Raw genomic sequence first — 24,319 nt, forward strand, 5'->3', positions numbered from 1 at the left:
GGGGGGCCCCCCCCCCGCGGGCCCTGCCGAGCCTGCCGATGGCTGAATGCGGTCAGAGCGTCTCGATGCGCGCCAGCGTGGCTGCAGCCTGTTCGCTGAGAGCGGCTCGCGCCTCGGGCGTCATCTTGTCGAGGTTCTTGTAGACCATGGCCAGCCGGTGGTTGCCGCGCAGGCGCTCGGCCTGGCGCTCGAAGAAGTCCCAGTAGAGCGCGTTGAACGGGCAGGCGCGCTCGCCGGTTTTCGGCTTCTTGTCGTAACGGCAGCCCTTGCAGTGGTCGCCCATGCGGTCCAGGTAGGCGGCGCTGGACACATAGGGCTTGGTCGCGAGCTGGCCGCCATCGGCGAACTGGCTCATGCCGAGGGTATTGGGCGCCTCGACCCATTCGAAGGCGTCGATGTAGATGCCCAGGTACCAGCGGTGCAGCGGCTGCGGGTCGAGCCCGGCCAGCAGCGCGAAGTTGCCAATCACCATCAGGCGCTGGATATGGTGCGCATAGGCCTGCTGCAGTGAAGCCCGGATCGCCGCCGCCAGGCAGGCCATGCCGGTGTCGCCGTTCCAGAACCAGTGCGGCAACGGGCGCTGGTGCCCCAGCGCGTTGGATTCGGTGTAGCCCGGCATGCGGGCCCAGTAGACGCCGCGCACATATTCGCGCCAACCCAGGATCTGACGGATGAAGCCCTCGGTAGCGGCCAGCGGCGCCCTGCCCTCGCGCCAGGCCTGCTCGACGCGCTGCACCACCTCCTGCGGGTTCAGCATCTTGACATTGAGCGCGAACGACAACAGCGAGTGAAACAGGCGCCAGCTCTTGCTGGAGAGCGCATCCTGGTAGTCACCGAAATGCGGCAGTGCCTGCTCGATGAAGTCGTCGAGCTGCTGCAAGGCCTCGGCGCGGTTCAGCGGCCAGCGGAAATCAGCCGCCTGCGGCTGGCCCAGGGTGACGATGCCGGCAGCCTCGATCTGGCGCCATAGCGCCGAATGGTCATGCCGCGGCCGGCGGTCAGCGGGTTCGGGCGGATTGCCGGGCCAGGACTTGCGATTGTCGGCATCGAAGTTCCACTGGCCGCCCTCCGGCTGGCCGTCGGCGTCGAGCAGCACGCCGTGGCGCCGCCGTAGCGTGCGGTAGAAATGCTCGAGCAGCCACTGCTTGCGGTCGGCAAAGAGCTCGGCCGCCTCGCCGCGCGCGGTATAGAAATGCTCGCTGTCGACGGCCTGGCAGGCAATCGGCTGGCGCGCGGCCCAGTCGTTCAGCTGCGCGTCGAGCCGCCATTCGTCGGGTTGCTGCCACTCGACCGCGCTGGCACCGTAATGGCTGATCAGCGCATCGAGGTTGGCAGTCAGCGACTGGCGGTTCGAGGCATCGTCGATCGCGACATGGCGCACGCGGTGGCCGGCGGCCTTGAGCTGGCGCGCGAAGTCGCGCATGGCGGCAAAGATCGCGATCACCTTCTGTGCGTGGTGCACGACATAGTCGGTTTCCTGGCGCAGCTCCAGCAGGACATGGACCCGCTGCGGATCGGGGCGGGCGAACCAGGAATGCAGCGGATTGAGCTGGTCGCCCAGGATCAGGCACAGCGTCGGGCCGGCCGGCGCGCTGGTGGCGGCAGCGGCTGGGCCGATGGCTTGGGCAGCAGTGGGTTCGATGGCGCTCATGGCTGGCCCCAGAGCCGGCGATAGGCGCCGTCGCGGTCGTAGTCCTGCGCCTGCTTGTGGGTGTTGAAACGGCGACCACCGCGCGGGTCGGTGCCGCGCCCGGCGACATAGAGCCAGTTGCCCTGGTTGCTCTGGACATCGTAGTCGAGCAGCTGGGACTCGAACCAGGCGGCACCGGCGCGCCAGTCACCGCCGAGGTCGTGCACCAGATAGCTGGCCACGTTCTGGCGCAGCCGGTTCGACAGATAGCCGGTGCAGATGAGTTCGCGCATGCCGGCATCGACCAGCGGGTTGCCGGTGCGGCCCTGGGTCCAGCGCTCGAAACCGCGGGCGTTGTGCGCCGGCAAGGGCAAGTCGGACAGGCCGCGCGGGCCGTAGAGACGGCGCCCATGCTTGCACTGCATCCAACGGAAATGGTCGCGCCAGAGCAGCTCGAACCAGAGCCAGTAGCTGCCGTCGTTGGCGCCGCGCTCGGCCTCGAAGGCGCGGATGGCAGCCATGGCCTGGCGTGGCGACAGCGCGCCGGTCGCGAGCCAGGGCGAGAACTTGCTCGAGTAGTCGAGCCCCGCCAGGCCGTTGCGGGTGTCCTTGTAGCTGTGCGGCAGGCCGCGCGCGCAATACTGGCGCAGATGGGCCAGCGCGGCGCGCTCGCCACCATGGCAGCAGGCTTCGGCATAAGGGAAGGAGCTGCGCGGATCGGCAGCAGCAGGCGGGATGGCGGGGCGTGCGGTCGCAGCCGCCAGCCAGGCGCGCAGCGCCGGTGCGCCCTCCGCAGCGGAATCGCCCGCCGCGCCGGGAACCATTGCCGCGACTGCAGCCGGCAGCGGTGGCAGCGCATCGGGCGCCGGCCTTGGCAGGGCTTCCAGCACACCAGCGCGTTCGAGTTTCTGGCGGAAAGTGGTGAAGGTATCGGGCACAGCCTCGGGACGGAAAGGCAGGTCAGCCGGATCGATCAGGCTGGATTGCCAGACCGTCTCGACCTGCAGCCCGGCCGCGCGCAGCGCCTGCACCGCGTCCTGTTCCTCGGGCGCGGCGATGGCCTCGCAGACCAGCCGGCTGGCGCCAAGCTGGCGCATCAATCCGGGCAGCAGCAAAGCCGGACTGCCCTGCAACTCGATCAGATCGCTGCCCAGCGCCTGCAGCCGTGGCTTCAGGTCATCAAGCGCCTGTGCCAGGAAGGCGCGCCGGTGCGACCCCATGCGCGCAAAGCCCCAGCGCGTGTCGCGCTGCTGCTGCGGGTCGTGCAGATAGACCGGCAGCAACCAGCCGCCCTGCTCGCGTGCCCGCCTTGCCGCCAGCAGCAAGGCCAGGTTGTCGTGCAGGCGCAGGTCGTTGCGCAGCCAGTAGATCACGCCGGTGCTCATCGTTGCGCCTGCTGGGACTTGGGCGCGCTGCGGCGGCAGCGCTCGGAGCAGTACTTGACCTGATCCCAGTCGCGCTCCCATTTCTTGCGCCAGGTAAAGGGCAGGCCGCAGCAGAGGCAGGTCTTGCTCGGCAGATCGGTTTTCTTCTTCATCTTCATGCGGATCGCTCTCAAAAATCCAGGCTCAGTTGCGCCGCGTCGGGCGCTGCTGCGTTGCGACGGGTGACGCGGGTGCCGCGATCAGAAACTCGCCCCGGCATGCCCTTGCGCGAGCCATGCTTGTCGACGATGGCGGCCTTGGCGGCGCGCACCTCGGGCTGGGCGCGGCGCGCGTAGAGTCTTTGCTTGGACTCACGGGTGGCGACTTCGAGATCGACCAGCGGCAGCGCGATATCGACGCCGACCCGCAGGCCACAACGCTGCTGCAGCTCGGGCGGCAGGCGCCAGGGCTCGAAGATCCAGCTGTCGGGCACGCGGCGCAAGGCCGGCAGCCAGCGCCGCACGAACACGCCCTGCGGGTCCTGGTCGCGCGCCTGCTTGATCGGGTTGTAGACCCGGGTGGTGTTGATGCCGGTGGTGCCCGACTGCATCTGCAACTGGCTCCAGTGGATGCCGGGTTCGTAGTCGAGGAACTCCCTGGCCAGCCACAGGCCGACCTCGCGCCAGTGCAACCAGAGCGGATAGGCCGCGACCGAGACCAGCATCGCGCGCATGCGGAAATTGAGCCAGCCGGTCTGGTGCAGCATCGCGACGCAGGCATCGACCAGCGGCCAGCCGGTGCGGCCCTGCACCAGAGCCTCGAAATGGGCCGGGTTCCAGTCGGGCTCGCGCAGGCCATCGTAGCCGCGGTGCAGATTGCACGATTCGAGCGCCGGCTCGCTCTCGAGCTTCTGGATGAAATGGCAATGCCAGTAGAGCCGGCTCAGGAAGGCCTGCAAGCCCTGGCGGGCCCGCGCCTGCGAATCGGGCAACCGGGCGATCTGCGCGCGCGTGGCCTGCACCACTTCGCGCAGGCTGACGCTGCCCTGCGCCAGATAGGGCGACAGGCGCGAACAGGCGGTCGGTGCCGACAGCGGCGACGAGATATGGCCCCGGTAGCGCTCGCAGCGCTGGTCGAGGAAGTCGTCGAGCAGCGCCAGCGCGCGCCGCCGGCCGCCCCGCTGGCGCTGCGGCGGCTGCCAGGGGTCCAGCCCCAGCTGCGCCGGCTGGGGCGGCAGGTCGCTGGACCAGGGCGGCTCGAAGCAGCGCAGTGCAGGCAAACCAGCCTGCGGCTGGGCCATCAGCGCCTCCCATTCGCGCTGCCAGTGCTTGCGGTCCGCCAGCCGGCGCACGACACCGAACTGCGGCCACTCGCGCCAGGCCACGCCGCGCGCGCGACACCAACGCCCGACTGCCAGGTCGCGCACATAGGTCCAGCCGTTGCCGGTCTCCTCGTGCGCGTGCAGTGCCAGAAAGGGCGCGGCGCGGTACAGCTGATCCAGCACCTCGACCGCCTCGCCGACTCGCACCAGCAGCCGCCCACCCAGGCGCTGCAGTTCGGCCGCCAGATCGGCCAGCCCCTCGAGCGCGAAGCGGTAATGCTGGGTCGCGGCGTCGGGCTGGGCCCAGAGCCCGGGCTCGATCACATACAGGCACAGCACCGGACCCAGGCGTGCCGCCTCGGCCAGCGGCGCATGGTCGCACAGGCGCAGGTCGCGCTTGAACCAGACGACGCGGTAGCTCATGCTCAGGCGTTGGCGCGCGCTTTCAGCCAGCGCATCAGGCCGCCGACCAGCGGCAGCTTTTCATAGAGCTCCTCGGCCGCATCCCAGTAGTCGCGGTGCAGCGTCACCAGCCCGGCGTCATCGAGCTTCAGGTGCGTTGCGCCCTCGATGCGCTGCAGCTCGCCGCGCCTGAAGTTCTTGAAGCGGAAGGTGAAGTCCCAGCTCAGGAAGGCGTCGCTGCCCTGCTGCAGCTGCTGGGTGACGACGAAGCGCGGCTGGTCGAGCGAGTCGAACATGTGCTGGAAGATGCGCGCGATCGCCGGCACGCCGCGCACGTCGTTGAACGGGTCCTTGAAGCGTGCGTCGGCGGCGTAATACTGGCCGAGCCGCGCGATATCGGCCGGCTGCAGTTGCTCGAAATAACGGGCGAAGCGGGAAATGGCGTCCGGTGGCATGGCTCAGAGCCCGGTCAGGCGCCGCACCAGCGCGAAATAGGCGCGGTAGGGCAGCAGTCGCAGCAGCAGCAGGAAGCGGCTGAAGCGCTTGGGGAAATGGATCATGAATTCGCCGCGCTCCCAGCCGCGCACGATCTCGGCGGCAGCCTGTTCGGGCGTCAGCAGCGCCGGCATCGGGAAGTCGTTGCCGGCGGTCAGCGGCGTCGCGACGAAGCCGGGCGTGATCACGCTGACGCCCAGGCCCCGCGGCTGCAGGTCGAGGTAGAGCGATTCGGCAAGGTTGATCAGCGCGGCCTTGGTCGGGCCGTAGGCCAGGCTCCTGGGCAGGCCGCGAAAACCCGCCACGCTGCTGACCAGGCTGACATGACCATGGCCCTGCGCCAGCAGCGCCGGCAGCAAGGCCGCCAGCAGATGCCAGACCCCGGTCAGGTTGACCTGCTGATGGCGCAACGCGTCGTCGAGGTCGATGTCCATCGCGCGCATCGGCTGGTAGTGACCCGCGAGGTAGCAGACCAGATCGAGCGGGCCGGCGGCCAGCAGCTGATCGGAGGCCTGCTGCAGCGCCGCGCGGTCGGTGATGTCGAGCGCCAGCGCCTGGCTGCCCGGATGGGCGGCGACGAAGTCGTCGAGCGCGGCGGCCTGGCGTGCCGACACGATCACGCGGGCACCGCGCCCATGCAACAGGCTGGCGGTGGCGCGGCCGATGCCGCTGGAAGCCCCGATCAGCCAGACGCGCCGACCCTGCCAGCGGTCGATGCGTGGGTTCAGGCTCATCGCGCCACTCCGGTCGGTGCGGCCGCAGCGGCGGGTTCCGCCTGGGCAGCGGCCAGCGAAACCGGCTTGTAAAAGCTCAGCGTGACCTCGCCCAGGCGCAGGCCGAACTTGCTCATGGTGGCGCGGTTCAGCATGACCTGCTGGTCGATCAGGTACATCCAGTCATCGAACTGGACCTCGTAGGTCTTGCCGTCGACCGGCAGCTTGAGCGTGTAGGCCCAGCGAAAGGCGTTGCCCGCGACCTGGCCGTTGGCCTCGCCGACCACGTCATCGGCGCGCCCGGTGTAGCGGCCGTTGCCGTGATGGGTCAGGCGCCAGATGCGGCGCTCGCGCGTGCCGTCCGAATAGAGGAAATGCTCGTCGAGCACGCCCTGCTCGCCTTCCCAGCGCCCCTCCATGCGGACCGTGAAGCGCTTGACGACCGCGCCGCCACGGTCCTGGAACATGCCATGGGCCTCAACCGGGCCGTCGAAATAGCGCCGCAGATCGAGCGCGGGTTGCTCGGCGGCGTAGTCGGTGACCTGCGGGCCGGCACAACCAGTCAAGATCGCCAGGCCGGCCGCCAGCGACAGCAGCAGAAGTTTCGGTTTCATCGGGAACTCCAGGGATGATGCAGACGGCTCCAGCGCCAGAGCGCCGCCGCCGCCAACAGTTTGAGGACACAGGGCAGCACGGCATAGGCCCAGCTCAGGGCCAGCAAGCCCTGCGCGCTGCGGCTGCCCGGCTCGTAACCCCACCAGGCCAGCAGCGGCAGCGCCAGACCGGCAGCCAGTGCGAGGTTGAGCTTGGTGGCGAAATTCCACCAGCCGAAATAGGTCGCGGCATGCTGGTCGCGCTGACCCGACTCAGCCAGCAGACCCGCCAGCAAGGCGCTCGGCAATGCCAGGTCGGCACCGAGAGCCAGACCGGCCAGCAGGCAGACCAGGCCGAACGGGATCAGGTCGCCCGCGCCCAGCGCTGCGGCCCAGCTGAACACCGCCACCGACAGCCCCATGCCGAGCAGCCAGCTGCGCGCCAGCCCCCAGATCCGCACCAGGCGCAGCCACAGCGGCAAACCGAGCGCCGCCGCCAGGAAATAGGTCAGCAGGAACAGCGGCTGCTGGGCCGCCGGGGCCTGCAACCGGTCCTCGATGAAGAACAGCACCAGCGTGGCCGGAATCGCAGTGGCGATGCCGTTGAGCACGAACACCCCGAGCAGGCCCCGAAACGCCGGCTGGCGCCAGGGCTGCCAGAACGAGACCGGCACCCGCCCCGGATCGACCACCCCCTGCGGCGCGTGCGGCGCGTGCGGTGCGTGCGGCAGCGGCGAATGCCACCAGGCCAGGCAGCCCAGCGCCAGGCTGATGGCGAACACGGCCAGCATGGCACCGATGCCCTGCCAGGCCGGCAGCACGGAGGCCAGCACAACCCCGAACAGGCCCGCGCCCTCGCGCCAGGCCACGATGCGGCCGCGCTCGACCTCGCCGCCGCCGAGCCGCGCGCCCCAGGCCTGATGCGCGATGGCCAGCAGGCTGTAGGCGGCATAGGTCAGCAGCAAGGCGGCGCCGGCCCAGAGCAGCAAGGCATTGGCAGCGCGCAGCGGTGGCAGGAACAGGCCGGTCAGGCCCAGCGCCAGCAGCAGCGCGGCCAGCAGCCCCAGCCGCTGCACGCTGCGCGCCGAGCGACGAAAGCAGCGGTCGATCCAGCGCCCCAGAAAAGGATCGATCAGCGCATCGGCCAGCCGCGCAGCCAGCAGCAAGGCACCCAGCGTCGCCAGCGGCAGGCCGAACTCGCGCGCATAGTGATGCGGCAGCAGCACATACAGCGGCAGCGAGACAAACGCCAGCGGCAGCCCGAGCAGGCCGTAGGCCAGACTCTGGCGGGCGTTCAGGCTCACGCTGCGCGGCGCTGGTCCTGCGACCGGCGCAGCGGCGACCGGTTGATCGGATTCGGAACCGAGTACGGCAGGCATGGCAGTCCTGCCTCAGCCCGGGCCGACGCCAGCCAGCAGCGCCTCGCGCAGCGTCGGCTCGGAAGTCGCGGGCGAGAGCCAGATGGCAAAGAACAGGCGCGCGAACTCGGGATCGGCCACCTCGCCCAGCAAGCGTCCGCCCTGCTCGAAGCGCGCGCCCAGGCCCGGCCGATGCAGACCGACGATCCGGTCGCCCGGCCTGACATCGGGCAGCGCCGCCTGCAGGGCACGCTGCCAGCGCTGGGCCTGGGAATCGCTGAAGGTGCCCAGGCGGCGCATCTCCTGGATCGAGCGGTCGGCGATCGCGCCGGCCTTGAAGGCGCGCCGGTATTCAAGCTCGAGCGCGAACGGCTGGCTGGCAAAGGACTCGGGCCGGAAACCGGGCCCGACCCAGAGACTGGCCTGGTAGACCTCGAGGCCCCAGAAGCGCAGCAGGCCCTGGCCCGCGAGCCGGGTCCCCGCCAGCGGCGCCAGGCGACCGCTGTCCGCCAGCGCGGCCGTCGCGGGCACCGGCTCGGTTGCCGCCAGCGCCTGGCCCTGTGCCTGGGCACTGCCCGAGCAGGACATGGCCAGCCCGACGCACAGCAGCAGCGGACCGATGCGGCGCCGGGCGGCAGGGCTCATGGCTTTTGCAGCGTGTACTGACGCACGTCAATGTCGCCGGCCCGAAAGCCAGCCTCGCAATAGGCCAGGTAGAACTCCCAGACCCGGATGAAGCGCTCGTCGAAGCCGAGCTGCAGCACCTCCTCGCGCCGAGCCAGGAAGGACTCGCGCCAGCGCCGGCAGGTCTCGGCATAGTCGAGGCCGAAGCCAAACTGGTCGACCACGCGCAGGCCGGCAGCCTCGGCCTGGCGCTTGAATTCCTGCGGACAAGGCAGGCAGCCGCCCGGAAAGATGTACTGCTGGATGAAATCGGTCGAGCGCAGATAGCGCGCGAACAGACTGTCATCGATCACGATGCTCTGGATGCAGGCCTTGCCGCCGGGTTTGAGCAGGCGCTGCACGGCCTGGAAATAGGTCGACCAGTATTCCTGGCCCACGGCCTCGATCATCTCGATCGAGCAGATCGCGTCATAGGGCCCGTCATCGATATCGCGGTAGTCCTGCAACCGCAGATCGACCCGCTCCGACTGGCCCTGGTCGGCCAGCCGCTGGCGCGCGAAATCAAGCTGCTCGGTCGACAGGGTCACGCCAGTCACCGAGGCACCGAACTCGAGCGTGGCCTTTTCCGCCAGCGCACCCCAGCCGCAGCCGATCTCGAGCAGGCGCTGGCCCGGCTGCAACCCGACCTGGCGCAACGCGCGCGCCACCTTGGCATGCTGGGCCTGGTTCAGGTCGCCGTCCGGACGACCCTCGAACCAGGCCGATGAATAGTTCATGCTCGGATCGAGCCAGAGCCGGTAGAACGCGTTGCCGAGGTCGTAATGGGCATGGATGTTCTTGCGACTGTTGGCGCGCGTGTTGCGGTTCAGCAAATGCTTGATCCGGTACAGCAGCCGGCCGGCCCAGTGGCCGAAGATCACCGCATCGAGCGCCTGCCGGTTCGCGGCCAGCAGGCCGAGCAGCTCGGCCAGGTGCGGCGTGCTCCAATCACCGGCGATATAGCTCTCGGCAAAGCCGATGTCGCCCGACTTGAGCGCGGCCGCGCAGGGCTTCCAGTTGTGCAGGTGGATCACCGCGCAGGGCGCGCCCGACTCGGCCTGGCCGAAATGCTGCAGCTGGCCATCGGGCAGCTGCAGGGTCAGCGTGCCGTGGGGCAGGCGCTGCAGCAGGCCGAACAGGGTACGGGCCGAAGCGGGCAGATCGGCCGGCAAGGGCTGCAGGCCAGAGACGCCTTGGGGAACTGTGGAACTGTTCATGGATGAAGCCTCCCGCGGATCAGCGGGTCAGGAATCGGTCGGGGGGAGTGGGCTTGGCATGGAAGCGCACGCGCTTGGCCCAGAGCTTGAGCGCCTGCCAGTGGATGCGCCACACGATCATCAGCGTCATGGCCGGATAGCCCAGCAGCGCACGCCGCAGGCTGGCGCGGGTGACGGCCTCGAGCCGCCCGCCGACGCTGGTGCGCAACAGCGGGCCGGCCTCGTCGTCGTGGTCGACCCGCACCAGGGTCTGCAGGCTGCCGGCCTGCTGCTGGCGCAGGAAACGGAAGCGATAGCGCCCCGCCACTGCACAGAAGGGCGAGACGTGAAAGACCTTCTCGGTCTGCAGCTCGACGCCGTAGCGCGGGTGCTCGAGCAGATAGCCATGGCGCTCGCCGAAGGTGTTGTTGACCTCGGCCACGATCGCGCGCAGGCTGCCGTCGGCACGCTCGCAATACCAGAAGCTGACCGGCTTGAAGCTGTGGCCGAGCACGCGCGGATAGGCATGCAGCCAGACCTCGCCATCGGCATCGCCGATGCCCTCGGCGCGCAGCAGCTCGTCGAGCCAGGCCAGCGCACCGCCCTGCTGCGGCCCACGGCCGTCGCCATGGTCGGCATCGAAGAAGCTGATCAGCCCCGGGCGGTTCAGCGCCAGCGCACCGGCGCTCGACGGGTCGGCCGCCAGGCGGCGCATCGGCAGCAGCAGGAACCAGGTCGGATAGGTGAAGTCGTTGCGGCTCGGCCGCAGCCGGCTGTGGTGCACCTGGCCGAAACCGATCAGCGGCCCGGCGCCAGGCCAGCCAGCCGGCTCGAGCGCCGCTGCTGGAGCCGAGGAGGCCAAAGCGGCTGGCGCGGCCGACAGGCTCATGCCGCCTCCCGCCAGGCCTGCAGCTGCTGCTTGAGCCCGGCCGCCACCGCCAGCCCGGACTTGAGTCCGTCCTCGTGGAAACCGTAGCCGGTCCAGGCACCGCAGAACCAGCTGTGCTGCTGACCCTGCAGTTCGCCCAGCCGCTGCTGGGCGCGGATCGCGGCCAGGTCGAACACCGGGTGCGCATACTCGTATTCGCCGATGATGCGGGCCGGATCGATCTCGCGCACCGGATTGAGCGACACCATCACATCCTGCGCGAACGGCAGCGGCTGCAGCAGGTTGAGCCAGTAATGCAGGCAGACCCGGGCCGATTCACGACCGTCATCGGCGGCGCGTTCGTAGTTCCAGGCCGCCCAGGCGCGCTTGCGCTGCGGCATCACCGCCACATCGGTGTGCAGCACGGCCCGGTTCGGTTGGTAGCGGATCGCGCCCAACAGCTCGCGCTCTTGCGCGCTGGGCTGGCGCAGCAGCGCCAGCGCCTGGTCCGAATGGGTCGCCAGCACCACCTGGTCGAAGCGCTCGGCGCCGCGGTCGGTCACGAGGCGCACGCCGGCCGCGTCGCGCTCGATCAGCCGCACCGGCGTGTTCAGCCGCTTGTCGGCGATGCCGGCCAGGATCTTGTCGACATAATGGCGCGCGCCGCCGGCGACCGTGTGCCACTGCGGCCGGTTGGTGATCTGGATCAGGCCGTGGTTGTGGCAGAAGCGGATCATGGTCGCGACCGGGAACTGCAGCATCTGGTCGGTCGGGCAGCTCCAGATGCAGCCCAGCATCGGCAGGAAATACCAGTCGCGGAACGCCGCGCCGAAGCGGTGCTGCAGCAGGAACTCGCCCAGCGGCTGCATCAGCTCAGCGTCACGCCCGGCCGCGGCGATGCGGTGGCACAGCGCATTGAAGCGCAGCAGGTCGGCCAGCATGCCGAGGAAGCGCGGATTGAGCAGATTGCGCTTTTGCGCGAACAGCGAGGCCAGGTTGCAGCCGCTCCACTCGAGCGCGCGCCCGCGGCCGGCATCCGGCACCTGGACCGAGAACGACATGTCGGACTGGACGGTCTGGACACCAAGCTCGGCAAACAGCGCGATCAGCTGCGGGTAGGTCCGCTCGTTGTAGACCAGGAAACCGGTATCGACGCCCCGGGTGACGGGGCGCCCGCTGGCGTCGGGCAGGGTCACGTCGACCGTGTGGGTATGGCCGCCGAAATAGTCACCCGCCTCGAACAGGGTCAACGCCGCCTGTCCCTTGAGCGCATGGGCCACGGCCAAGCCCGAGATGCCGGAGCCGACAATCGCAATCTTCATCGGTATCTTCTTTCAGCGTGTGGCCGGCGCCGGCTGGGCCAGCAGGCGTTCGACCTCACGCAACAGGCCCTTGCTGTCAGGGCTGGTCATGCTGGAGTAGGACGCGACCGGCTTGCCGTCGCGACCGATCAGGTATTTGTAGAAATTCCAGCGCGGCTTCTGGCCGGTGGCCTCGGCCAGCTGGCGAAAGAAGGGCGAGGCCTGGGCGCCGACGACCGAACTCTTGGCGAACATCGGGAACTTGACGCCGTAGGTGTTGCTGCAGAATTCGGCAATCTGCTGGTTGTTGCCCGACTCCTGGGCGAAATCGTTGGACGGAAAGCCCAGCACGACCAGGCCCTTGTCGCGGTAGCGCGCATGGAGTTGCTCCAGGCCCTCGTACTGGCCGGTGAAGCCGCAGTAGCTGGCGGTATTGACCACCAGCAGCACCTTGCCGCTGTACTGACACAGCGACTGCGGCTTCTCGTCCTGCAGGCGCGGGAAGCTGTGCTGCAACAGGGCCGGGCAGCTGGCAGCCGGCTCGGCGGCCTGCACGGAGGCGCCGCTGAGGGCCAGCATCGCGCCAGCGGCGAAAGGGAGGCTCAAATGCAGGAATTTCATGACGCCCTCTATTTGTCTTGGACAAAGACAAGTATGCTCTATTTATCCGAGTCGCGTGCGACAGTCAGGATAAACCCGGAACCCCATCGCCTTGCCCGCCTCATCACCCGCGAACATGAATCAGACCGCCGACTGCAGCCAAGCGCCCAACCTCTGGAGCATCGCCGAGATCGAGCGCGACACCGGGCTGGGCAAGGACACCTTGCGGATCTGGGAACGCCGCTACGGTTTTCCGACCCCGCTGCGCGACGCGCGTGGCGACCGGCTGTACGACCAGCCACAGCTGCAACGCCTGCTGCGGATCAAGCAGCTGCTCGACTCGGGCCATCGACCGGGCAAGGTGGTGCCGCTGTCGCTGCCGGTGCTCGAAGCCATGTTGCAGGCCAGCTGCGCTCCGGCTGACCAGTCCGACGCGTCGGCCGACCTGGACGACTGGCTCAACCTGCTCGAGCAAGGCCAGCCAGCGCAACTGCGGGCAGCCCTGCAACAACAGCTGCAGCAGCTGGGCCTGTCGCAGGCGATCGAGCAGTTGCTGGTGCCGCTGGGCCACCGGATCGGCCAGGCCTGGCTGGCCGACCGGCTCTCGATCCACCAGGAACACCTGTTCAGCGAAACCCTGCAGTCGGTGCTGCGCGAAGCCATCGCCAACCTGGACGCCAGCAACGGCAGCAGCCGCCCACCACGCGTGCTGCTGACCACGCTGCCGCAGGAGCAGCACACGCTGGGCCTGCTGATGGCCGAATGCTATTTCGCGCTCGCGCGCTGCGAGCGCGTCGCGCTCGGCCCCCGGCTGCCGCCGAGCGAAATCCTGTCTGCGGTCGAACATTTCCAGGTCGACATCGTCGCGCTCAGCATCAGCCTGCACGCCTCGGTGCGCGAGATCGCAGATCAGCTGGCCTTGCTGCGCCAGCAGCTGCCAGCCGAGGTCGGACTCTGGGTCGGCGGCGCCTGGGCCAGCGCCAACCGGCGCCGTCTGCCCAAGGGCGTGCTGCCCGTGGTCAACGACGCTCAGGTCAATACCGGCCTGGCGCGCTGGCGCGCGGCCCGTGGCTGATCTGCTTGATCCAGCCGATCCTCCACCCCAGGCAAGAGACGAAATGCAAGACCAGACCACCCTCCCCGCCCCCTCGATGCAGAGCCTGCGCGCGGGCTATTCGGCCCTGGTGCTGGGTGCCAGCGGCGCCATCGGCCAGGCCTTCGTGACGCTGCTGCAATCCGATCCGCGCTGCGCCAGCGTGACCGCGCTGTCGCGCAGCAGCCAGCCCGGCTTCGACCTCAGCGACCCGGCCAGCCTGGAGCGGCTGGCGCTGGCCCTGGCCGATGCCGGCAAGTTCCAACTCGTGATCGACGCCACCGGCGCGCTGACCCTGGACGGGCGCGGCCCGGAAAAGCGACTGGACGAACTCGATGCGCAGGCGCTGCTCGCTGCGATGAGCGTCAACGCGATCGGCCCGGCACTGCTGCTCAAGCAGCTGCTGAGCCGGCTCGCCAGCGGCGAGCGCGTGATCTGGGCCAAGCTGTCGGCCCGGGTCGGCAGCCTCGAGGACAACCGCAAGGGCGGCTGGTACGGCTACCGCGCGTCCAAGGCGGCGCTCAACATGCTGCTGCAGACCGCCGCGATCGAGATCGCGCGCCGGCGCCCGTTGGCCGTGATCGCCGCGCTTCAGCCCGGCACCGTGCGCTCAAGCCTGAGCCAGCCCTTCGTCGGCGAGCAGGCGCAAGACCCGCTCGAGTCAGCCGGCAGGCTGCTGCGCGTGCTCGATGCGCTCGCGCCGACCGGACGCGCGCAGTTCGTCGACCACGCCGGGCAGTCGATTCCCTGGTGAACGCCAGACAGCCCCACCCCAGAAGCAAGCCCGACTAATCCTGCATATTCCGGTAGACAGCGACCGCACTGTCCAGCCGCTCGGCCCGGGCCATCAGCTCATGCGAGGCATTCACGCTGCCTTGCACCATGACGGCGTTCTCCTGCGTCGCCCGGTCGAGCTCGACCACCGCCACGCTGACCTGCGCTATGCCATTGGCCTGCTCGCTGCTGGAGGTAGTGATCTCGCTGATCAGCTGGCTGACGCGCTGGACCTCGCGCACGATGACTCCCATCGTCTCGCCGGCCTGCTGAACCAGGGCTGATCCGCCCCTCACCTCGGCGACACTTTGTCCGATCAGTGACTTGATCTCTTGTGCCGCAGCTGCGCTGCGCTGCGCCAGGCTGCGCACTTCGCTGGCCACGACGGCAAAACCCCGCCCCTGCTCACCCGCGCGAGCCGCTTCCACCGCAGCGTTGAGCGCGAGGATATTGGTCTGGAAGGCGATGCCATCGATCAGGCCAATGATGTCGGCGATCCTCTGCGAGCTGCTCGTGATGCGCTGCATCACATCGACCACCTGACCGACCACCTCGCCACCGCGAACGGCAGCCTGGCTGGCCTCTTGAGCCAGCTGAGTGGCCTGGCACGCGCCATCGGCGTTCTGCATCACGGTGGAAGTGAGTTCCTCCATCGAGGCCGAAGTCTGCTCAAGCCCGGAGGCCGACTGCTCGGTACGCACCGACAGGTCATTGCCGGCCTGCTTGATCTGCTCGCCAACACCCTGGATGCCGTCGACCTGGACATGGACATCATCGACCAGCGCGCGCAGGTTCAACCCGGCCTGGTTGACCGACCGCATGATCATGCCGATGTCATCGACCCGGTTCAGGTGTTGCGGCCGACCCGGATTTCCCGCCGCCACGGACTGGGCCTGTTGGGCCAGCTTGGTGAGCGGACGACTGATCTGCGCTTGCAGCAGGCAGTCACCCAGGCCGGTCAGCAGCAAGGTCACCGCCGCGGCGATGGCCAACTGAACGGCACCGAGCCCGAGCGAGGCCAGCAGCCCCAGATTGCCCAAGGCAAGCAAGGCCAGCACCAAGCGCATGCGAGCTGCCACCGAGATCAACTGGAACCAGGAGAGCCAGGACCAGATCCCGGTACGGACGATCAACCCGCGGTAAAACCGGCGCGATCCGGCACGGGCCGCACGGAAATCGCCATACAGCTGCTCGGCTGCGGCGACTTCCTCACGCAGGGGCTTGGTGCGCACCGAGATATAGCCCGCGATCCGCCCGGCACGCACCATGGGCGCCGCGTTCGCGCGCACCCAGTAATGGTCACCATTCTTGCGCCGGTTCTTGACCAGGGCAGTCCAGGACATGCCTGCCTTCATGGTCGACCACATGTCGGCAAAGGCCTCGGCCGGCATGTCCGGATGTCGGACCACCTTGTGCGGCTGCCCCTGGAGTTCCTCGTAGTCGTAGCCGCTGACTTCCACGAAAGCGGCATTCGCGTAACTGATATGACTCTGGGTATCAGTGACCGACATTAGCGTCAGCCTTTGATCGTAATCAAACTCCCCCTGAATAGTCGAGGTATTGAGGCTCATCTTTGGACACGTCGAGTTATTCTTGGCGCCAGTCTAGTTTTTCGAACCTAGTTCAGCGTTGCCCAAGCAGGTGCGGCCATTGCTGGAAACCAATGTTTCAATGTCCGCCCGGTCAAACAATGCATGAATCGACAAGCCCAGAAATCCAGCGGTTGGGATTGGACCGACTGCGCGGACGGCGCCTGCTGATCGCGGAAGACGAGGAAATCCAGCGCGAACTGCTGGCGAACTATCTGCGCAGACAAGGCTGCCATGTCTACCTCGCGGGCGACGGAGCAGCAGCAATCGCTCAGGCGCAGCGCTTGCAGCCCGAGCTGGTCTTGATGGACGTGAACATGCCGGTCTATGACGGTCTGACCGCCTGCCGCATGCTGAAGTCGGATCACAGGACAGGTGCGATCGACATCCTGTTCATGAGCGCCAACACGGCGCCCGACGACCGTGTCCAGGGACTGCTGGCAGGGGCGGTTGACTACATCCTGAAGCCCTTCAACTTCGAGGAAGTGGGCTTGCGCCTGACGCTGCATCTGCAAGGAAAATCCACCCCAAGAGCTGAGCCCGTGGTTGGAATGCAAAGCCGTCCCTCGTCCACCTTGGATGGCCTGGTCTTCGAGGCCGCGCGCTCGTATCTGCGCTCCAATCTGGGCCGCACGCCCAAGCTGGACCAGGTGGCACGAGCAGCCGGTACAAATGTCAGTCGACTGAATAATTCATTCAAGCATTGCGTCGGCATGACCGTGTTCGAATACCTGCGCGAAGAGCGCATGAAGAAAGCGCGCCAGTTGCTGGCCGAAACGCTGCTGGAGATCCAGTCCATCGCACGGGAACTCGGATATACGAGCGGCGCCAACTTCACTGCGGCGTTCAAGACCCGATTCGGCTTGACGCCTGGCCAATTCCGCCAGGAACTGCGCCACGACAAACTGCCGTGAGTCTGGGTTTTGTCCTGAATTAGCCGGAATTGGCATCAAACTGACGCGCCAGCAAGGCGGTGATCGCGGCAAATGCCTCGATCAGCGCAACATGCAGTCGCCAGCGCAGGACGTCGAGCTGCTCTGGCGAGCTGACTGCGTCGTCCGCCTCACGCGCCACGGCAACGACTTGCTCCAGCCCCAGATAGCTGGCGGTGCTCTTGAGCTGGTGCACCAGATGCAGGAGCCGTCCCAGGTCCGCCGGTGACGACTGCAGTTCAGCGGCGCTGGCCTGGTAACGCTCGAGGAAGCGGCTGAGACAGTGGTGGTAGGCCGCCTCACCGGCACAAACCGCCAGGCCATGAGCCTGGTTCAGCACCACTCCAGCCGGTGCAGCGAATGATGCGGGCATTGATGCTCCGACATCGGCATCGATACCAGACCGATGCTGGCTCAGGAAGACGCCAGCCGCATTTCGGCCGCACGCGCATGCGCCTGCAGGCCTTCGCCATGCGCGATCACCGAGGCGATCCGGCCCAGCGTCTGTGCGCCCTGCTCGCTGACCTCGATCAGGCTGCTGCGCTTCTGGAAATCGTAGACGCCCAGCGGGCTGGAAAAGCGTGCGGTGCCGCTGGTCGGCAGCACATGGTTCGGACCGGCGCAGTAGTCGCCCAGCGATTCGCTGGTGTAGGCACCCAGGAAGATGGCACCCGCATGCCTGAGCAACGGCTCCCAGCGCATCGGCTCGCTCGACGACACTTCCAGGTGCTCGGGCGCGATCCGGTTGCTGATCGCGCAGGCCTCTTCCATGCTGCGCGTCAGGATCAGCGCGCCGCGCCCGTTCAGGCTCTTGGCGATGATCTCGGCGCGCGGCATCTCGGGCAGCAGGCGGTCGATCGAGGCCTGGACCGCCTCGATATAGGCCGCATCCGGACAGAGCAGGATGCTCTGCGCCAGCTCGTCATGCTCGGCCTGGCTGAACAGATCCATCGCAACCCAGTCGGGCGGCGTGCTGCCGTCGGCCAGCACCAGGATCTCGCTCGGGCCGGCGATCATGTCAATGCCCACCGTGCCGAACACATGCTTCTTGGCGCTGGCGACATAGGCGTTGCCGGGGCCGGTGATCTTGTCGACCTTCGGGATGGTCGCTGTGCCATAGGCCAGCGCGGCCACGGCCTGCGCACCGCCGATCGTGAAGGCGCGCGTGACGCCCGCCACATAGGCAGCGGCCAGCACCAGCGCATTGCGCTCGCCCCGGGGCGTCGGCACCACCATGATGATCTCGCCGACACCGGCGACATGGGCCGGCAGCGCATTCATCAGCACGGAAGACGGATAGGCCGCCTTGCCGCCCGGCACATAGATGCCAACCCGGTCCAGCGGCGTGACCTTCTGGCCCAGCAGCGTGCCGTCCTCGTCGCGGTAGCTCCAGCTCTCGCCGCTGGCGCGCTTTTGCGCCTCGTGGTAGCGGCGCACGCGCGCGGCCGCGGCCTGCAGCGCCTCGCGCTGGACTTCGGGCAGGCCGTCAAAGGCCGCCTTGAGCTCGTCCTGCTTCAATTCGAGCCCGGCCATGCCCTCGACCTGCAGTCCATCGAAGCGCTGGGTGTACTCGATCACCGCCGCGTCGCCACGCGCGCGCACATCGGCCAGGATCTCGGCCACGCGCTGCTCGATCGCGGCATCGGTGGCAGCCGACCAGTGCAGGCGCTGCTGGAAGCGGGCTTCGAAATCGGCGTCAGTGGTGCACAGCAGCAGCGGGGTGGCTTTCATCTTTTCACAGTTCCGGGTTTCAGGCCGTGGCCTGGGCAAAGGCATCGAGGATCGGGCGGATCAGCTCGCGCTTGACCTTGAGCGCGGCCGGATTGACGACCAGACGCGAGGAAATGTCCATGATCGGCTCGACCTCGACCAGATGGTTGGCCTTCAGCGTGTTGCCGGTCGAGACCAGGTCGACGATGGCGTCGGCCATGCCGGTCAGCGGCGCCAGCTCCATGCTGCCGTAGAGCTTGATCAGGTCGACGTGCACGCCCTTGCTGGCGAAGAACTCGCGCGCGATCGCCACATACTTGGTCGCAACCTTCAGGCGCGCGCCCTGGCGCACCGCGCTGGCGTAGTCGAAATCGGCGCGCACCGCCACGCTCATGCGGCATTTGGCGATCTTGAGGTCAAGCGGCTGGTAGAGACCGACGCTGCCGGCACCGCCCCACTCGGCCTCGTGCTCGATCAGCGTGTCGCGGCCGCAGACGCCCAGGTCGGCGCCGCCGTACTGGACATAGGTCGGCACGTCGCTGGCACGCACCAGCACCACCTGCACATCGGGCCGGTTGGTCGGCAGGATCAGCTTGCGCGACTTCTCGGGATCTTCCAGCACCTCGATGCCGGCGGCACGCAGCAGCGGCAGGGTCTCCTCGAAGATGCGGCCCTTGGACAGGGCCAGGGTCAGTTTGGCCTGGCTCATTGGATTCTTTCGATGTCGGCGCCGAGGGCGCGCAGTTTGACTTCCATCTGGTCGTAGCCGCGGTCCAGATGGTAGATGCGGTCGACCACGGTCTCGCCCGCGGCCACCAGGCCGGCGATCACCAGGCTGGCGGAGGCGCGCAGGTCGGTCGCCATCACGGTCGCGCCCGACAGGCGGCCGGATTCGCCCAGGCCTTCAACCAACGCGACGCGACCGTCGGTGTGGATGCGCGCGCCCAGGCGCTGCAGCTCCTGCACATGCATGAAGCGGTTCTCGAAGATGGTCTCGGTCACGCTGCTGCTGCCCTGCGCCACCACGTTGAGCGCCATGAACTGGGCCTGCATGTCGGTCGGGAAACCCGGGTGCTCGGTGGTGCGGAAGGTCTGAGCCTTGAGCTGGGCCGCGCCGGGCGAGGCCACGCGCAGGCCGCCGTCGACGGCCTCGACCGTCACGCCGGCGTCGCGCAGCTTGTCGATCACCGCGTCGAGGTGGTCGGCACGCGCATGCCGCAGCAGCGCCTCGCCGCCGGTCGCCGCGACCGCGCACAGGAATGTGCCGGCCTCGATCCGGTCGGCCACCACCGCGTGATCACAGCCGTCCAGTTTCTCGACGCCCTGAATGCGGATGCGGCTGGTGCCATGGCCCTCGATCCGGGCGCCCATCTTGATCAGCATCTCGGCCAGATCGGTGATCTCGGGCTCCTGCGCCGCGTTCTCGAGGATGGTTTCGCCTTCGGCCAGGGTGGCGGCCATCAGGAAGTTCTCGGTCCCGGTGACCGTGACCATGTCGGTCGTGATGCGGGCGCCCTTGAGCCGGGTCCGACCTGCGGGCAGGCGCGCGATCATGTAGCCATGCTCGACCTCGATCTCGGCGCCCATGGCCTGCAGGCCCTTGATATGCTGGTCCACCGGGCGCGAGCCGATCGCGCAGCCACCCGGCAGCGACACCTTGGCCTGGCCAAAGCGCGCCAGCAGCGGACCCAGCACCAGCACTGAAGCGCGCATGGTCTTGACCAGCTCGTAGGGAGCCTCGGGCTGGATCGGATCGGCCGCCTGCAGCGTGAAACCGCCGCGCTCGCCATGGGTCTGGGTCTGCACGCCCATGTTCTCGAGCAGCTGGCGCATGGTCGCGACATCGCGCAGGCGCGGCACGTTGCGCAGCATCACGGGCTGGTCGGTCAGCAAGGCGGCACAAAGCTCGGGCAAGGCCGCATTCTTGGCGCCCGAAACCGCCACCTCGCCGTTCAGGCGGCGGCCACCGCGGATCAGTAACTTGTCCATCTTCAGCCCTGGGCAGCGGCCCATTCGGCCGGCGTGTAGGCCTTGATCGAGAGTGCGTGCACCTCGTCATTGTGGATGCGTGCGCCCAGAGTCGCGTAGACCTGCTGGTGGCGCGCGATCAGGCGCTTGCCCTCGAAGGCAGCGGACACGACCACGGCGGCCCAGTGGCGGCCGTCGCCCGAGACCTCCAGGTGCTCGCAGCTCAGGCCGGCGGCGATGATGGATTGCAGTTCGTCGGAAGTCATGTTCAGTGTCGGATCTTGTAGCCGGTCTTGAGCAGGTGCAGGGCCAGGCCCGCGACCAGGGCGAAAGCCCCTCCCACCACCCCCAGGCTGAGCCAGGGCGAGACGTCGCCGCGGCCGAAAAAGCCGTGGCGGAAGCCGTCGATCATGTAGAAGAAGGGATTGAAGCGGCTGAGCTGCTGCCAGAAGGCGGGAAGCGAGTGGATGGAATAGAAGACGCCGCTCAGGAAGGTCATCGGCACGATGACGAAGTTCTGGAAGGCGGCCATCTGGTCGAACTTCTCGGCCCAGAGCCCGGCGACCACGCCCAGCGCGCCCAGCAGGGCCGAGCCCAGCAGCGCGAAGGTCAGGATCCAGAGCGGCTCGGCAAAGCTCAGCTGGGCGGTCCAGAAGGTGGCCAGCAACACGCCGGCGCCCACCACCATGCCGCGCACCATCGAGGAGCCGACATAGGCCAGGAACCAGGCCCGGTGCGACAGAGGGCTCAGCAGGATGAAGACCAGGTTGCCCATGATCTTGCTCTGGATCAGGCTCGACGAGCTGTTGGCGAAGGCGTTCTGCAGCACGCTCATCATGATCAGGCCCGGCAGCAGGAAGGCGGTATAGCCCACGCCGTCGTAGACCTCCACATGCGACTCGAGCACATGGCCGAAGATCAGCAGGTACAGGATGGCCGTCATGACCGGCGCGGCCACGGTCTGGAAGCCGACCTTCCAGAAGCGCAGCACTTCCTTGTAGAACAGGGTAGTCCAGCCCTTCATGCGCTTGCCTCCTGATGGCCGGACATCAGATCGAGGAACACATCCTCGAGGTCGGCCTTGCGGATTTCGATGTCCTCGATCGCGATGCCCTGCTCGCGCAACTGGGCCAGCAGCCGCTCGACCGCCACCGCGTCCTGCGCCGGCAAGCGCACCACGCGCCCGGTCACGCGCGCCTGCGCGGCAAGCGCGGGCGGCAAGGCCTGGTCGGTCTTGAAGCAGAGCTGGGTCGCGACCGCGCGCTTGAGCAGCTCGGAAGTCTTGTCGAGCGCCACCACCTGGCCGAGCTTGAGCATCGCGATGCGGTGGCACAGGGCCTCGGCTTCCTCGAGGTAATGGGTAGTCAGCAGCACGGTGCTGCCCTGCTTGTTGAGCCGGGAGACAAAGGCCCACAGCGTCTGGCGCAGCTCGACGTCGACGCCGGCGGTCGGCTCGTCGAGCACGATCACCGGCGGCTTGTGCACCAGCGCCTGCGCCACCAGCACGCGCCGCTTCATGCCGCCCGAGAGCTGGCGCATATTGGCATTGGCCTTGTCGGCCAGGCCGAGGCCAGCGAGCAGCTCGTCGATCCAGTCGTCGTTGCGCTGGATGCCGAAATAGCCCGACTGGAAGCGCAGCGCCTCGCGCACATTGAAGAAGGGGTCGAACACCAGCTCCTGCGGCACCACGCCCAGGCTACGGCGGGCCTGGGCAAAGTCGGACTGCACATCGGCGCCATGCACCAGCACGCGCCCGCTGCTGGCGCGCGACAGGCCAGCCAGGATGCTGATCAGCGTGGTCTTGCCCGCACCGTTCGGACCGAGCAGGCCGAAGAACTCGCCCGGCTCGATGTCGAAGCTCACGCCCTTGAGGGCGTGCAGCTCCCCGCGCGCGGTGGCAAAGGTCTTAGAAACGTTCTGGAATGAGACTGCAGGCATGGACCCGGGATTCTAGCCGGGCAGCAGGCTGCCGACCCCATAAAGTACGGCCAGTTCGCGTAAACGCGGGGGCAAGGCCAGCAGGCGCAGCTCGACGCCACGCTCGCGCGCCACGCGCGCCAGCCCCAGCAGCAGCGCCACCGCGGAGGAATCGAAATCCTGCAGCGCGCCGGCATCAAGCTCGGCCGGCTCGCCAGCGGCGGTGCGGCGCAGCTCGGCCGCGCAGGCGGCCAAGCAGGCGGGTGCCTCGGCATGCGTCAGGCGGGAGGGCAAGGCAGGCAGGCGACTCACGGCATCAGCTCTTGCTGCCGATGGGCGGCTTTTCGGTGGCGTTGCCACGGTTGCGCTGCGCCAGCGCCGCGATAAGGCCGTCCAGGCCCTTGGCATTGATTTCCTGCGCGAACTGGCCGCGGTAGGTCTCGACCAGCCAGACGCCCAGCACATTGAGGTCATAGACCTTCCAGCCGGCTTCTGTCTTCTCGACCCGGTAGTCGAGCTGGACCGGATCGCGACCCGGGGTGCGCAGCTCGGAGCGCACGATGACCTCGGTATCGCCCGGGTTCGCGCGCAGCGGCTTGACGACCAGGGTCTGGTCCTTGACCTGGCTCAGGGCGCCCGAATAGGTGCGCACCAGCAGGGTCTTGAATTCGGCCTGCAGCTTCTGCTTCTGCTCCGGCGTGGCCTGGCGCCAGAAGCGACCGACGGACGAGGCAGTCATGCGGGTGAAGTTCACATGCGGCAGCAGCCGGTTGTCGACCAACGCGATCACCCGACCGGTATCACCGTTGCGCAGCGCCGCATCGGACTTGACCGCCTCGATCAGTTCGGCGGCGACGCGCTGGATCAGCACCTCGGGACTCTCGCTGGCCTGCGCCACGGCGCTGCCGGCAAAGCCGGCCAGTGAAGATGCGACAGCCCAAGCCAGGGCCGTGCGGCGGTCGATGACAACACTCATTTTTTTCTTTCCTGTCGGCAATAGAACCGCCCCACCACGGGGCCGTTCCATGGTCAATGTAGCCGGGGCGGCAGGACAGCGCGCGACCGGCTTACAAATGACTGCAATTGTTTCATTCGAGGTCGTAGCGTTCCTCGGGCGGCGTCACGCCGATCTGGCTGTGGCGACGCTGCAAGTAGGAGTCGCGCAGGAAGCTGTAGGGATCGAGCGCCGCCTCCTGCAGCATGTCGCCCGCACGCAGCAGCCCAGCGCGCTGGTCGACGATGCTCAGGGCGCGCAGTCCGTTGCGGGTCGGGATATGGCCAATCTGGCCCACGGCATTGCCCTGTCCGTCGACCGGCAGGGCGGCGGTATCGCGCAGCGTCGACGGTCCGAGCAGCGGCAGCATCAGATAAGGGCCGTCGGGCACCCCCCAGCGACCCAGCGTCATGCCGAAGTCCAGCGTGGTGCGCTCGAGGCCCATTTCCGAAGCGACATCGAGCACGCCAGCCAGGCCGAAGGTGCTGTTGAAGACAAAGCGCATGCCGTTTTCGGTCGCTTCGCGCGGGCGCAGCTGCAGCACGCCGTTGACGGCCGACCAGCCATCGCGCAGGTTGTCGAAGAAGTTGTTGACGCCGGTACGCAGCGGAGCCGGGGTGACCTCGACATAGGCGTTGGCCACGGGCTTGAGCAGCGCGCGATCGACGTCGACGTTGAACTGGTACAGGCTACGGTTGAGCGGCTCGAGCGGATCGCGCGGGTCCGCAGCAGGTCCGCTGGCGCAACCGGCAAGGGCCAGCAAGCCGGCCAGTCCGGCCACTCGCAGCAGGCTGTTGATAGTGGAGCTCATCGCCATGGTCCTTGTTGGCTGACGGCG

General features: G+C 67.9%; 27 protein-coding genes. 3 read left to right on the forward strand and 24 right to left on the reverse strand.

All coding sequences use genetic code 11. The annotated features are described in order from the left end of the window. Positions 1-52: 52 nt before the first annotated feature. Genes C6P61_RS05720 through C6P61_RS05780 form a run of 13 tightly spaced genes read right to left on the reverse strand, consistent with a single transcriptional unit; the run spans position 53 to position 12,525 of the window. Entirely contained in the window at positions 53-1,651 is a 1,599-nt protein-coding gene (locus C6P61_RS05720) for a cryptochrome/photolyase family protein (protein ID WP_105728975.1), read from the reverse strand. Further along, complete coding sequence (locus tag C6P61_RS05725) at positions 1,648-3,015, reverse strand: DASH family cryptochrome (RefSeq protein WP_105728976.1); 1,368 nt, start codon at positions 3,013-3,015, stop codon at positions 1,648-1,650. Before C6P61_RS05725 ends, C6P61_RS05720 begins: the two co-directional genes overlap by 4 nt. Beyond that, positions 3,012-3,167, reverse strand: a complete 156-nt coding sequence (locus C6P61_RS18305) for a DUF2256 domain-containing protein (RefSeq protein ID WP_425319733.1) — start codon at positions 3,165-3,167, stop codon at positions 3,012-3,014. The genes C6P61_RS05725 and C6P61_RS18305 overlap by 4 nt, the downstream gene beginning before the upstream one ends. Positions 3,168-3,184: 17 nt before the next feature. Beyond that, positions 3,185-4,738 (reverse strand): cryptochrome/deoxyribodipyrimidine photo-lyase family protein, encoded by a 1,554-nt coding sequence (locus C6P61_RS05735; RefSeq protein WP_105728978.1) that lies wholly within the window; start codon positions 4,736-4,738, stop codon positions 3,185-3,187. Positions 4,739-4,740: 2 nt separating this feature from the next. Next, positions 4,741-5,172 carry a nuclear transport factor 2 family protein gene (locus C6P61_RS05740; RefSeq protein WP_105728979.1) on the reverse strand — a complete coding sequence of 144 codons (432 nt, stop codon included), beginning with the start codon at positions 5,170-5,172 and terminating at the stop codon, positions 4,741-4,743. Between the two features lie 3 nt (positions 5,173-5,175). Further along, complete coding sequence (locus C6P61_RS05745) at positions 5,176-5,946, reverse strand: SDR family NAD(P)-dependent oxidoreductase (protein WP_105728980.1); 771 nt, start codon at positions 5,944-5,946, stop codon at positions 5,176-5,178. Then, the gene (locus C6P61_RS05750; RefSeq protein WP_105728981.1) at positions 5,943-6,539 is read right to left on the reverse strand and encodes a DUF3833 domain-containing protein; all 597 of its coding nucleotides are present in this window, start codon (positions 6,537-6,539) and stop codon (positions 5,943-5,945) included. The genes C6P61_RS05745 and C6P61_RS05750 overlap by 4 nt, the downstream gene beginning before the upstream one ends. Beyond that, the gene (locus C6P61_RS05755) at positions 6,536-7,897 is read right to left on the reverse strand and encodes an MFS transporter (RefSeq protein ID WP_105728982.1); all 1,362 of its coding nucleotides are present in this window, start codon (positions 7,895-7,897) and stop codon (positions 6,536-6,538) included. The genes C6P61_RS05750 and C6P61_RS05755 overlap by 4 nt, the downstream gene beginning before the upstream one ends. Before the next feature lie 12 nt (positions 7,898-7,909). After that, positions 7,910-8,521 (reverse strand): chalcone isomerase family protein, encoded by a 612-nt coding sequence (locus C6P61_RS05760; RefSeq protein ID WP_244908782.1) that lies wholly within the window; start codon positions 8,519-8,521, stop codon positions 7,910-7,912. Continuing rightward, on the reverse strand, positions 8,518-9,756 hold the full coding sequence (locus C6P61_RS05765) for an SAM-dependent methyltransferase (protein WP_105728983.1): 1,239 nt from the start codon (positions 9,754-9,756) through the stop codon (positions 8,518-8,520). The genes C6P61_RS05760 and C6P61_RS05765 overlap by 4 nt, the downstream gene beginning before the upstream one ends. Before the next feature lie 19 nt (positions 9,757-9,775). After that, positions 9,776-10,624 carry a DUF1365 domain-containing protein gene (locus C6P61_RS05770; protein WP_105728984.1) on the reverse strand — a complete coding sequence of 283 codons (849 nt, stop codon included), beginning with the start codon at positions 10,622-10,624 and terminating at the stop codon, positions 9,776-9,778. Continuing rightward, a complete protein-coding gene (locus C6P61_RS05775) occupies positions 10,621-11,925 on the reverse strand; it encodes an NAD(P)/FAD-dependent oxidoreductase (RefSeq protein WP_105728985.1) in 1,305 nt (434 codons plus the stop codon). The genes C6P61_RS05770 and C6P61_RS05775 overlap by 4 nt, the downstream gene beginning before the upstream one ends. A gap of 12 nt (positions 11,926-11,937) precedes the next feature. Further along, complete coding sequence (locus C6P61_RS05780) at positions 11,938-12,525, reverse strand: glutathione peroxidase (RefSeq protein ID WP_105728986.1); 588 nt, start codon at positions 12,523-12,525, stop codon at positions 11,938-11,940. 115 nt (positions 12,526-12,640) lie between these two features. Here C6P61_RS05780 and C6P61_RS05785 point away from each other — a divergent pair, with 115 nt between their 5' ends. Both C6P61_RS05785 and C6P61_RS05790 read left to right on the forward strand, forming a co-directional pair. Beyond that, complete coding sequence (locus C6P61_RS05785; RefSeq protein WP_105728987.1) at positions 12,641-13,579, forward strand: MerR family transcriptional regulator; 939 nt, start codon at positions 12,641-12,643, stop codon at positions 13,577-13,579. Between the two features lie 43 nt (positions 13,580-13,622). Further along, positions 13,623-14,351 carry an SDR family NAD(P)-dependent oxidoreductase gene (locus C6P61_RS05790; protein WP_244908783.1) on the forward strand — a complete coding sequence of 243 codons (729 nt, stop codon included), beginning with the start codon at positions 13,623-13,625 and terminating at the stop codon, positions 14,349-14,351. A gap of 34 nt (positions 14,352-14,385) precedes the next feature. On the opposite strand, the gene C6P61_RS05795 is transcribed toward C6P61_RS05790, so the two are convergent. Beyond that, positions 14,386-15,882: a methyl-accepting chemotaxis protein gene (locus tag C6P61_RS05795; protein ID WP_211296932.1), complete on the reverse strand. Its 1,497-nt coding sequence runs from the start codon at positions 15,880-15,882 to the stop codon at positions 14,386-14,388. A 152-nt stretch (positions 15,883-16,034) separates the two neighbouring features. On the opposite strand from C6P61_RS05795, the gene C6P61_RS05800 reads away from it, so the two are divergent. Continuing rightward, the gene (locus tag C6P61_RS05800) at positions 16,035-16,874 is read left to right on the forward strand and encodes a response regulator transcription factor (protein WP_244908784.1); all 840 of its coding nucleotides are present in this window, start codon (positions 16,035-16,037) and stop codon (positions 16,872-16,874) included. A gap of 19 nt (positions 16,875-16,893) precedes the next feature. On the opposite strand, the gene C6P61_RS05805 is transcribed toward C6P61_RS05800, so the two are convergent. From C6P61_RS05805 to C6P61_RS05850, 10 genes are all read right to left on the reverse strand, one after another. Then, positions 16,894-17,265: an Hpt domain-containing protein gene (locus C6P61_RS05805; RefSeq protein ID WP_105728990.1), complete on the reverse strand. Its 372-nt coding sequence runs from the start codon at positions 17,263-17,265 to the stop codon at positions 16,894-16,896. Positions 17,266-17,306: 41 nt separating this feature from the next. Further along, a complete protein-coding gene (hisD, locus tag C6P61_RS05810; protein WP_105728991.1) occupies positions 17,307-18,623 on the reverse strand; it encodes a histidinol dehydrogenase in 1,317 nt (438 codons plus the stop codon). Between the two features lie 19 nt (positions 18,624-18,642). Next, complete coding sequence (hisG, locus tag C6P61_RS05815) at positions 18,643-19,311, reverse strand: ATP phosphoribosyltransferase (protein ID WP_105728992.1); 669 nt, start codon at positions 19,309-19,311, stop codon at positions 18,643-18,645. Continuing rightward, entirely contained in the window at positions 19,308-20,591 is a 1,284-nt protein-coding gene (murA, locus tag C6P61_RS05820; protein ID WP_105729058.1) for a UDP-N-acetylglucosamine 1-carboxyvinyltransferase, read from the reverse strand. The genes hisG and murA overlap by 4 nt, the downstream gene beginning before the upstream one ends. Positions 20,592-20,593: 2 nt before the next feature. Continuing rightward, on the reverse strand, positions 20,594-20,836 hold the full coding sequence (locus C6P61_RS05825; protein WP_105728993.1) for a BolA family protein: 243 nt from the start codon (positions 20,834-20,836) through the stop codon (positions 20,594-20,596). A 2-nt stretch (positions 20,837-20,838) separates the two neighbouring features. Beyond that, a complete protein-coding gene (locus C6P61_RS05830; RefSeq protein ID WP_105728994.1) occupies positions 20,839-21,594 on the reverse strand; it encodes an ABC transporter permease in 756 nt (251 codons plus the stop codon). Further along, positions 21,591-22,508 (reverse strand): ABC transporter ATP-binding protein, encoded by a 918-nt coding sequence (locus tag C6P61_RS05835; protein ID WP_105728995.1) that lies wholly within the window; start codon positions 22,506-22,508, stop codon positions 21,591-21,593. The genes C6P61_RS05830 and C6P61_RS05835 overlap by 4 nt, the downstream gene beginning before the upstream one ends. A 12-nt stretch (positions 22,509-22,520) precedes the next feature. Further along, positions 22,521-22,799 carry an STAS domain-containing protein gene (locus tag C6P61_RS05840; protein ID WP_170067325.1) on the reverse strand — a complete coding sequence of 93 codons (279 nt, stop codon included), beginning with the start codon at positions 22,797-22,799 and terminating at the stop codon, positions 22,521-22,523. A gap of 4 nt (positions 22,800-22,803) precedes the next feature. Continuing rightward, positions 22,804-23,463, reverse strand: a complete 660-nt coding sequence (locus C6P61_RS05845) for an MlaC/ttg2D family ABC transporter substrate-binding protein (RefSeq protein ID WP_105728996.1) — start codon at positions 23,461-23,463, stop codon at positions 22,804-22,806. Positions 23,464-23,575: 112 nt separating this feature from the next. Continuing rightward, positions 23,576-24,292: an MlaA family lipoprotein gene (locus C6P61_RS05850; protein WP_244908786.1), complete on the reverse strand. Its 717-nt coding sequence runs from the start codon at positions 24,290-24,292 to the stop codon at positions 23,576-23,578. Positions 24,293-24,319: the final 27 nt, after the last annotated feature.

The sequence above is a fragment of the Malikia spinosa genome (assembly GCF_002980625.1).
Lineage (GTDB): Bacteria > Pseudomonadota > Gammaproteobacteria > Burkholderiales > Burkholderiaceae_C > Malikia > Malikia spinosa.

Coding starts and splice junctions, on each gene's coding strand:
- C6P61_RS05850 (WP_244908786.1), bottom strand. CDS start 24,292: ATGAGCTCCACTATCAACAGCCTGCTGCGAGTGGCCGGACTGGCCGGC.
- C6P61_RS05770 (WP_105728984.1), bottom strand. CDS start 10,624: ATGAGCCTGTCGGCCGCGCCAGCCGCTTTGGCCTCCTCGGCTCCAGCA.
- C6P61_RS05780 (WP_105728986.1), bottom strand. CDS start 12,525: ATGAAATTCCTGCATTTGAGCCTCCCTTTCGCCGCTGGCGCGATGCTG.
- C6P61_RS05735 (WP_105728978.1), bottom strand. CDS start 4,738: ATGAGCTACCGCGTCGTCTGGTTCAAGCGCGACCTGCGCCTGTGCGAC.
- C6P61_RS05740 (WP_105728979.1), bottom strand. CDS start 5,172: ATGCCACCGGACGCCATTTCCCGCTTCGCCCGTTATTTCGAGCAACTG.
- C6P61_RS05790 (WP_244908783.1), top strand. CDS start 13,623: ATGCAAGACCAGACCACCCTCCCCGCCCCCTCGATGCAGAGCCTGCGC.
- C6P61_RS05825 (WP_105728993.1), bottom strand. CDS start 20,836: ATGACTTCCGACGAACTGCAATCCATCATCGCCGCCGGCCTGAGCTGC.
- C6P61_RS05755 (WP_105728982.1), bottom strand. CDS start 7,897: ATGCCTGCCGTACTCGGTTCCGAATCCGATCAACCGGTCGCCGCTGCG.
- C6P61_RS18305 (WP_425319733.1), bottom strand. CDS start 3,167: ATGAAGAAGAAAACCGATCTGCCGAGCAAGACCTGCCTCTGCTGCGGC.
- C6P61_RS05765 (WP_105728983.1), bottom strand. CDS start 9,756: ATGAACAGTTCCACAGTTCCCCAAGGCGTCTCTGGCCTGCAGCCCTTG.
- C6P61_RS05835 (WP_105728995.1), bottom strand. CDS start 22,508: ATGCCTGCAGTCTCATTCCAGAACGTTTCTAAGACCTTTGCCACCGCG.
- C6P61_RS05845 (WP_105728996.1), bottom strand. CDS start 23,463: ATGAGTGTTGTCATCGACCGCCGCACGGCCCTGGCTTGGGCTGTCGCA.
- C6P61_RS05725 (WP_105728976.1), bottom strand. CDS start 3,015: ATGAGCACCGGCGTGATCTACTGGCTGCGCAACGACCTGCGCCTGCAC.
- C6P61_RS05720 (WP_105728975.1), bottom strand. CDS start 1,651: ATGAGCGCCATCGAACCCACTGCTGCCCAAGCCATCGGCCCAGCCGCT.
- C6P61_RS05750 (WP_105728981.1), bottom strand. CDS start 6,539: ATGAAACCGAAACTTCTGCTGCTGTCGCTGGCGGCCGGCCTGGCGATC.
- C6P61_RS05760 (WP_244908782.1), bottom strand. CDS start 8,521: ATGAGCCCTGCCGCCCGGCGCCGCATCGGTCCGCTGCTGCTGTGCGTC.
- C6P61_RS05785 (WP_105728987.1), top strand. CDS start 12,641: ATGAATCAGACCGCCGACTGCAGCCAAGCGCCCAACCTCTGGAGCATC.
- hisD (WP_105728991.1), bottom strand. CDS start 18,623: ATGAAAGCCACCCCGCTGCTGCTGTGCACCACTGACGCCGATTTCGAA.
- C6P61_RS05805 (WP_105728990.1), bottom strand. CDS start 17,265: ATGCCCGCATCATTCGCTGCACCGGCTGGAGTGGTGCTGAACCAGGCT.
- C6P61_RS05830 (WP_105728994.1), bottom strand. CDS start 21,594: ATGAAGGGCTGGACTACCCTGTTCTACAAGGAAGTGCTGCGCTTCTGG.
- C6P61_RS05795 (WP_211296932.1), bottom strand. CDS start 15,882: ATGTCGGTCACTGATACCCAGAGTCATATCAGTTACGCGAATGCCGCT.
- C6P61_RS05745 (WP_105728980.1), bottom strand. CDS start 5,946: ATGAGCCTGAACCCACGCATCGACCGCTGGCAGGGTCGGCGCGTCTGG.
- C6P61_RS05800 (WP_244908784.1), top strand. CDS start 16,035: ATGTTTCAATGTCCGCCCGGTCAAACAATGCATGAATCGACAAGCCCA.
- hisG (WP_105728992.1), bottom strand. CDS start 19,311: ATGAGCCAGGCCAAACTGACCCTGGCCCTGTCCAAGGGCCGCATCTTC.
- C6P61_RS05775 (WP_105728985.1), bottom strand. CDS start 11,925: ATGAAGATTGCGATTGTCGGCTCCGGCATCTCGGGCTTGGCCGTGGCC.
- murA (WP_105729058.1), bottom strand. CDS start 20,591: ATGGACAAGTTACTGATCCGCGGTGGCCGCCGCCTGAACGGCGAGGTG.